This window comes from Pigmentiphaga sp. (genome assembly GCF_019689535.1).
In the GTDB taxonomy this organism is placed as follows: domain Bacteria; phylum Pseudomonadota; class Gammaproteobacteria; order Burkholderiales; family Burkholderiaceae_B; genus Pigmentiphaga.
This window is the reverse complement of the sequence record NZ_JADGHH010000217.1, coordinates 1-5,326: the sequence shown is the minus strand read 5'-3', so window position 1 is coordinate 5,326 and position 5,326 is coordinate 1. Positions and strand designations below refer to the sequence as shown.

Sequence of the window (5,326 nt, the reverse complement as noted above, 5' to 3'; positions counted from 1 at the left end):
TCGAACAGGGTGTCCTTGGAGTCGCGCGCCACCGTATAGACGTTGCCCTTGTACAGCTTCAGGCGCACCCACCCGTTGACCGAGTGCTGGGTGTGGTCGATCAGCACCTGCAGCGCCTTGCGTTCCGGGCTCCACCAGTAGCCGTTGTAGATCAGGCTGGCGTAGCGCGGCATGAGGTCGTCCTTGAGGTGGGCGACTTCGCGGTCAAGCGTGATGGATTCGATCGCCCGGTGCGCGCGCAGCATGATCGTGCCTCCCGGGGTTTCGTAGCAGCCGCGGGACTTCATGCCGACGTAGCGGTTTTCCACCAGGTCGAGGCGGCCGATGCCGTGCTTGCCGCCGAGCTTGTTCAGTTCGGTGAGCACTTGGGCGGGCGTCATGCGCTTGCCATTCACGGCGACGATGTCGCCGCGCTCGAATTCGAGCTCCACGTATTCCGGGGCGTCGGGCGCGGCCTCCGGGGACACCGTCCAGCGCCACATCGACTCTTCCGCCTCGGCCTTCGGGTCTTCCAGGTGCCGGCCTTCGTAGCTGATGTGGAGCAGGTTGGCGTCCATGGAGTAGGGCGCGCCGCCTTGCTTGTGCTTCATCTCGATGGGAATGCCGGCCTTCTCGGCGTAGGCGAGCAGCTTCTCGCGAGAGAGCAGGTCCCATTCGCGCCACGGGGCGATGACTTTGATGCCCGGCTCGAGCGCGTAGTAGCCGAGTTCGAACCGGACCTGGTCGTTGCCCTTGCCGGTGGCGCCGTGCGAGACGGCGTCGGCCTTCACCTCGCGGGCGATCTCGATCTGGCGCTTGGCGATCAGTGGCCGCGCGATGGACGTGCCGAGCAGGTATTCGCCTTCGTAGATGGTGTTCGCGCGGAACATCGGGAAGACGAAGTCGCGCACGAACTCTTCGCGCAGATCTTCGATATAGATGTGTTCCGGCTTGATGCCAAACTTCAGTGCCTTGGTGCGAGCCGGTTCGAGTTCCTCACCCTGGCCGATGTCGGCGGTGAAGGTGACGACTTCGCACTGGTACGTATCCTGCAGCCATTTCAGGATGACGGATGTGTCAAGGCCGCCCGAGTAGGCTAGTACGACCTTCTTTACTTCGCTCATTGATGTTCCCAGGACATGGACGGCCCGCGTGTGGCGGTGCGGCTATTGGCCGGTCTAGGTCACCGGCTATGGAGGCGCCGCAAGGCGCCGCGCCATAACGCGGGATCGTGCAACCGCCCCCCGGCCTAACAAGGGCGATCGGCTATTGTAGCAAGGATGGCGGCCGGCACCATTTGCCGGGGGCCGTGCGCGGGAAATGGCCGGGCCACCGTTGCCGGCGCGCCACCATTTCCCACGCCTGGGTCTAAAGGCGTCCGAGCAGCAGGAATTCCATCAAGGCCTTTTGGACGTGCAGGCGGTTTTCCGCTTCGTCCCAAACCACGCTTTGCGGGCCGTCGATCACTTCGGCCGTGACTTCCTCGCCCCGGTGCGCGGGCAGGCAGTGCATGAAGATCGCGCTGGGATCGGCCACGGCCATCATTTCGCTATCGACGCACCAGTCGGCGAAGGCGGCCCGGCGTTCTTCGTTTTCCGCCTCGAAGCCCATGCTCGTCCACACGTCGGTGGTGACGAGGTGGGCGCCTGCGCAGGCTTGCATCGGGTCGGCGAACTGCTTGAGGCGCTCGGGGCTGACGACTCCCGCGCGCTCCGGCTCGAGCTCATAGCCGGGAGGCGTGGAGACGTGCAGATTGAAATCCAGCAGCTCGGCGGCCTGCAGCCACGTGTTGCACATGTTGTTGGAATCGCCCACCCAGGCAACCGTCTTGCCCTGGATGGGGCCACGGTGCTCGATGTAGGTAAAGATGTCGGCCAGGATCTGGCAGGGGTGGAATTCGTTGGTCAGGCCGTTGATGACTGGCACGCGCGAGTGTGCCGCAAACCGTTCGATCTTGGTTTGTTCGAAAGTGCGGATCATCACCAGGTCCACCATGCGGGAGATGACCTGGGCCGCGTCTTCGATCGGCTCGGCGCGGCCCAGCTGGGAATCGCCCGTGGTCAGGTGGATGACCGAGCCCCCCATTTGGTACATGCCTGCCTCGAACGAGACACGGGTACGCGTGCTGGCTTTCTCGAACACCATGGCGAGCGTGCGGTCGCTCAGGGTGAAGTGCGGTTCGTAGTTCTTGAACTTGCGCTTGATGAGCGCGGCGCGGTCGAACAGATACTCGATTTCCTCACGCGTGAAGTCGTTGAACTGCAGGAAGTGCCGCAACGGGGGAGGGGATTTCTTGGAGGTTTGTTCGGGTTGTGCGTTCATACGACGCCTCTGACAGGGAATCGCCGAATCAGCGTGCAGTGGCCGGCACCGCGCGGCTATCGACTCATCGGCTCGTTTCGCGGAAAGGATCAATGATACCCGAGGGAAGGGCGCCGGTCGCCGGTGACGCGCCGTCGCGTCCTGCGCGCCGCGTCCTTGGCTTGCAAGGAAAGTGGAGGAGGCCTGGGGCGATCAGTTACAATGCTCAGCTCTCATTTGCGGCGTAAACCGCCCCTCGTGCGCCTGCCATCGCTGACGTACGGGCGGCCCGATCAGGCATGCAACCGATCCGGCCGGAGATCTACCGGGTTCACGAGACCTCTTCACCGCGGATTTTCCGCCCACACATCGACGATGGCTGAAAGCGTCAGGCAGTTCATTATCCAGGGCATCACCCACAGCGGCAGCAAGTTTCGTCCCAGCGACTGGGCCGAGCGCCTGGCTGGCGTCATGTCGCCTTTTCGACCCAAGGGCAGCGTGGCGAGCCCCTATACCTATTCGCCCTATGTCGTGCCGACCTTCATCGACGGCGTCAAGTGCGTGGTGGTGGACGAGCGGCTGCGTGCGCTCGAGCCCCTGGCCTGGCAATTCGTGGTCGACTTCGCGCGGGACAACGACTTGCGGACCATGGAGGCCTGCCTGATTCCCGACGCGGCAGACAAGCCTTCCGATCCCGAGCGGGGCTGACCCCGCTCTTTTTTTGCCTTCTTCATGGCGAGGGGCTGGCTGATTGCCTTGGAAGGGGCGAACGAAAGCCTGCCCGTCAGTATCCCGACGGGCAGGCTTTGCTTTCATTTGCGCGGCCCGAAGGCCGCGGCGCCGATCCGGATTAGGCCAGCGCCTTGACGGCGGCGGCCAGGCGGCTCTTGTGGCGAGCGGCCTTGTTCTTGTGGATGATTTTCTTGTCGGCGACGCGGTCGATCACGCTGGTGGCCTTTTGCAGCACTTCCGTGGCGGCGGCTTTGTCGCCGGCCTCGATGGCTTGGCGCACACGCTTGATCGAGGTGCGCAGCATCGAGCGCAGGCTGGAATTGTGCTTGTTGCGGGCCACTGCTTGGCGGGCGCGCTTGCGTGCTTGGGCGGTATTAGCCATGGAAAATTCCGTATCGAGTAAGGCGAAGACACGTCTTGCACACGTTCGCGCTATACGTCGTTCGCGCGGGGAAGGAGCTTCGCAAAGCCAAAGACTATAGCCTTAAATGCCCGTAAAATCAAATGCGACGTGATTCGTCCATTGCTCAACACGTGCATCTGCAACACATCCGCGCGGTGCGCCGCGTAGAAGGTCATCCATGAATTTGCTGCGCGCCGCGGCCACTGTCAGCAGTTATACCTTATTGTCCCGGATTACCGGCCTGGTACGCGACATCCTCATCGCCCGGGCCTTTGGCGCCGGCAGCCTCACGGACGCTTTCTGGGTGGCGTTCCGCATTCCCAACCTGCTGCGGCGCCTGTTCGCAGAGGGCGCGTTTTCCCAGGCTTTCGTGCCCATCCTGGGCGAAGCCCGCGCCCGGCATGCTCCCGAAGACACCCGGCTGCTGCTGGACCGGGTCGCGTCCTTGCTGACCTTTACCCTGATGGTGGTCACGGCGCTAGGCGTCGTGGCAGCGCCGTGGGTGGTGAGCGCCGTCGGCAGCGGCTTGCGCGGGGCCGACCGCGCTGCCGACTTCCACTCTGCGGTCTGGATGACCCGGGTCATGTTCCCGTACATCCTGTGCATGTCGTTGGTCGCGTTCGCCTCGGGCGTCCTCAATACGTGGCGGCGTTTCGGCGTGCCGGCTTTCACGCCGGTGCTGCTGAATCTTTCCATGATCGCCGCCAGCCTGTGGCTCGCCCCGCGTTTTTCCGTGCCCATCCATGCCTTGGCAGTCGGCGTCATGGTGGGCGGTGTGGCGCAACTGGCGGTCCAGTTCGCGGCCTTGGCGCGCATCGGCTTATTTCCGCGCATAGGCCTGGGATTGCGTACCGCCTGGGCCGATCCCTATGTACGGCGCATCGTGCGGCAGATGCTGCCGGCCATCGTGGGGGTGTCGGTCGCGCAGCTTTCGCTGCTCATCAATACCAACATCGCGACCTGGCTGGCGCCGGGCAGCGTGACCTGGCTATCGTTCGCCGACCGGCTGATGGAGTTCCCGACCGCGCTGTTGGGCATCGCGCTGAGCACCGTGCTGTTGCCCAGCCTCTCCCAGGCCCATGCGGCGGGGCGACCCGAGGAGTACAGCGCGCTGCTCGACTGGGGCCTGCGGCTCACGCTGCTGCTGGGGCTGCCGGCTTGCCTGGGGCTTGCGCTGATGTCCGAGGGGCTCGTCAGCACTTTGTTCCATTACGGCGCGTTCACGGCTGTCGACGTGGCCCAGACCCGGACTGCGGTCATCGCCTATGCGGTGGGGCTGATCGGGCTGTTGTCGGTGAAGATTCTCGCGCCCGGGTTTTACGCGCGGCAGGACATCCGCACGCCGGTCAAGATCGCGCTGGTCGTGCTGGTGGCGACGCAATGCCTGAACCTGGTATTCGTGCCCTGGCTGCAGCATGCCGGCCTGGCGCTTTCCATCGGCACGGGTGCTTGCATCAACGCGCTGGCCTTGCTCGTAGGGCTGCGCCGGCGCGGAGCGTACCGTCCTGCCGGCGGCTGGGCGGGGTTCCTGGTGCGGCTCGTCGTGGCGTTGGCCGCGATGGGAGCGGCGCTGTGGTTCATTGAACAGCAGATCGACTGGCTGGGCCTGCAGGCCCGCGCCTGGATGCGGGCTGCCTTGTTGCTGGCCGTGGTAGCCGGGTCGGCCGTTGTGTATTTCGGAGCCCTGTTCGCGCTCGGATTCAGGCCGCGCGATTTCCGTCGCCGGGTAGTGAGCGATTAGCGCGTGCCGCCCGGGCAGGGCCGGGGCGTCCGCCCGGGCGGCAACGCGTTCAGAGCAGCGGCACTAGCAGCAGTGCCACGATGTTGACGATCTTGATGAGCGGGTTCACCGCGGGGCCGGCCGTATCCTTGTAGGGGTCTCTTATACACATCTGACGCTGCCCCCGATAA

The 5,326-nt window shown here is 64.5% G+C and carries 6 protein-coding genes; 2 read left to right on the top strand and 4 right to left on the bottom strand.

Annotation, left to right across the window (positions count from 1 at the left end):
- The coding region (locus IRZ12_RS15255) for an argininosuccinate synthase (protein ID WP_296470138.1) at positions 1-1,103 on the bottom strand (1,103 nt) is incomplete at its 3' end.
- Between the two features lie 244 nt (positions 1,104-1,347).
- The gene (gene argF / locus IRZ12_RS15250) at positions 1,348-2,301 is read right to left on the bottom strand and encodes an ornithine carbamoyltransferase (protein ID WP_296470136.1); all 954 of its coding nucleotides are present in this window, start codon (positions 2,299-2,301) and stop codon (positions 1,348-1,350) included.
- A 354-nt stretch (positions 2,302-2,655) separates the two neighbouring features.
- Here argF and IRZ12_RS15245 point away from each other — a divergent pair, with 354 nt between their 5' ends.
- Positions 2,656-2,988, top strand: coding sequence for a DUF3579 domain-containing protein (locus IRZ12_RS15245; RefSeq protein WP_296470134.1), 333 nt, complete (start codon positions 2,656-2,658; stop codon positions 2,986-2,988).
- A 142-nt stretch (positions 2,989-3,130) separates the two neighbouring features.
- Here the strand turns inward: IRZ12_RS15245 and rpsT are convergent, their stop codons facing one another.
- Positions 3,131-3,394, bottom strand: coding sequence for a 30S ribosomal protein S20 (rpsT, locus tag IRZ12_RS15240; protein ID WP_296470132.1), 264 nt, complete (start codon positions 3,392-3,394; stop codon positions 3,131-3,133).
- Between the two features lie 199 nt (positions 3,395-3,593).
- Between rpsT and murJ the strand changes: the two genes are divergently transcribed.
- On the top strand, positions 3,594-5,156 hold the full coding sequence (murJ, locus tag IRZ12_RS15235) for a murein biosynthesis integral membrane protein MurJ (protein ID WP_296470131.1): 1,563 nt from the start codon (positions 3,594-3,596) through the stop codon (positions 5,154-5,156).
- Positions 5,157-5,205: 49 nt separating this feature from the next.
- Here the strand turns inward: murJ and IRZ12_RS17605 are convergent, their stop codons facing one another.
- Positions 5,206-5,307, bottom strand: coding sequence for a sodium/proton-translocating pyrophosphatase (locus tag IRZ12_RS17605; RefSeq protein WP_367181594.1), 102 nt, complete (start codon positions 5,305-5,307; stop codon positions 5,206-5,208).
- Positions 5,308-5,326: the final 19 nt, after the last annotated feature.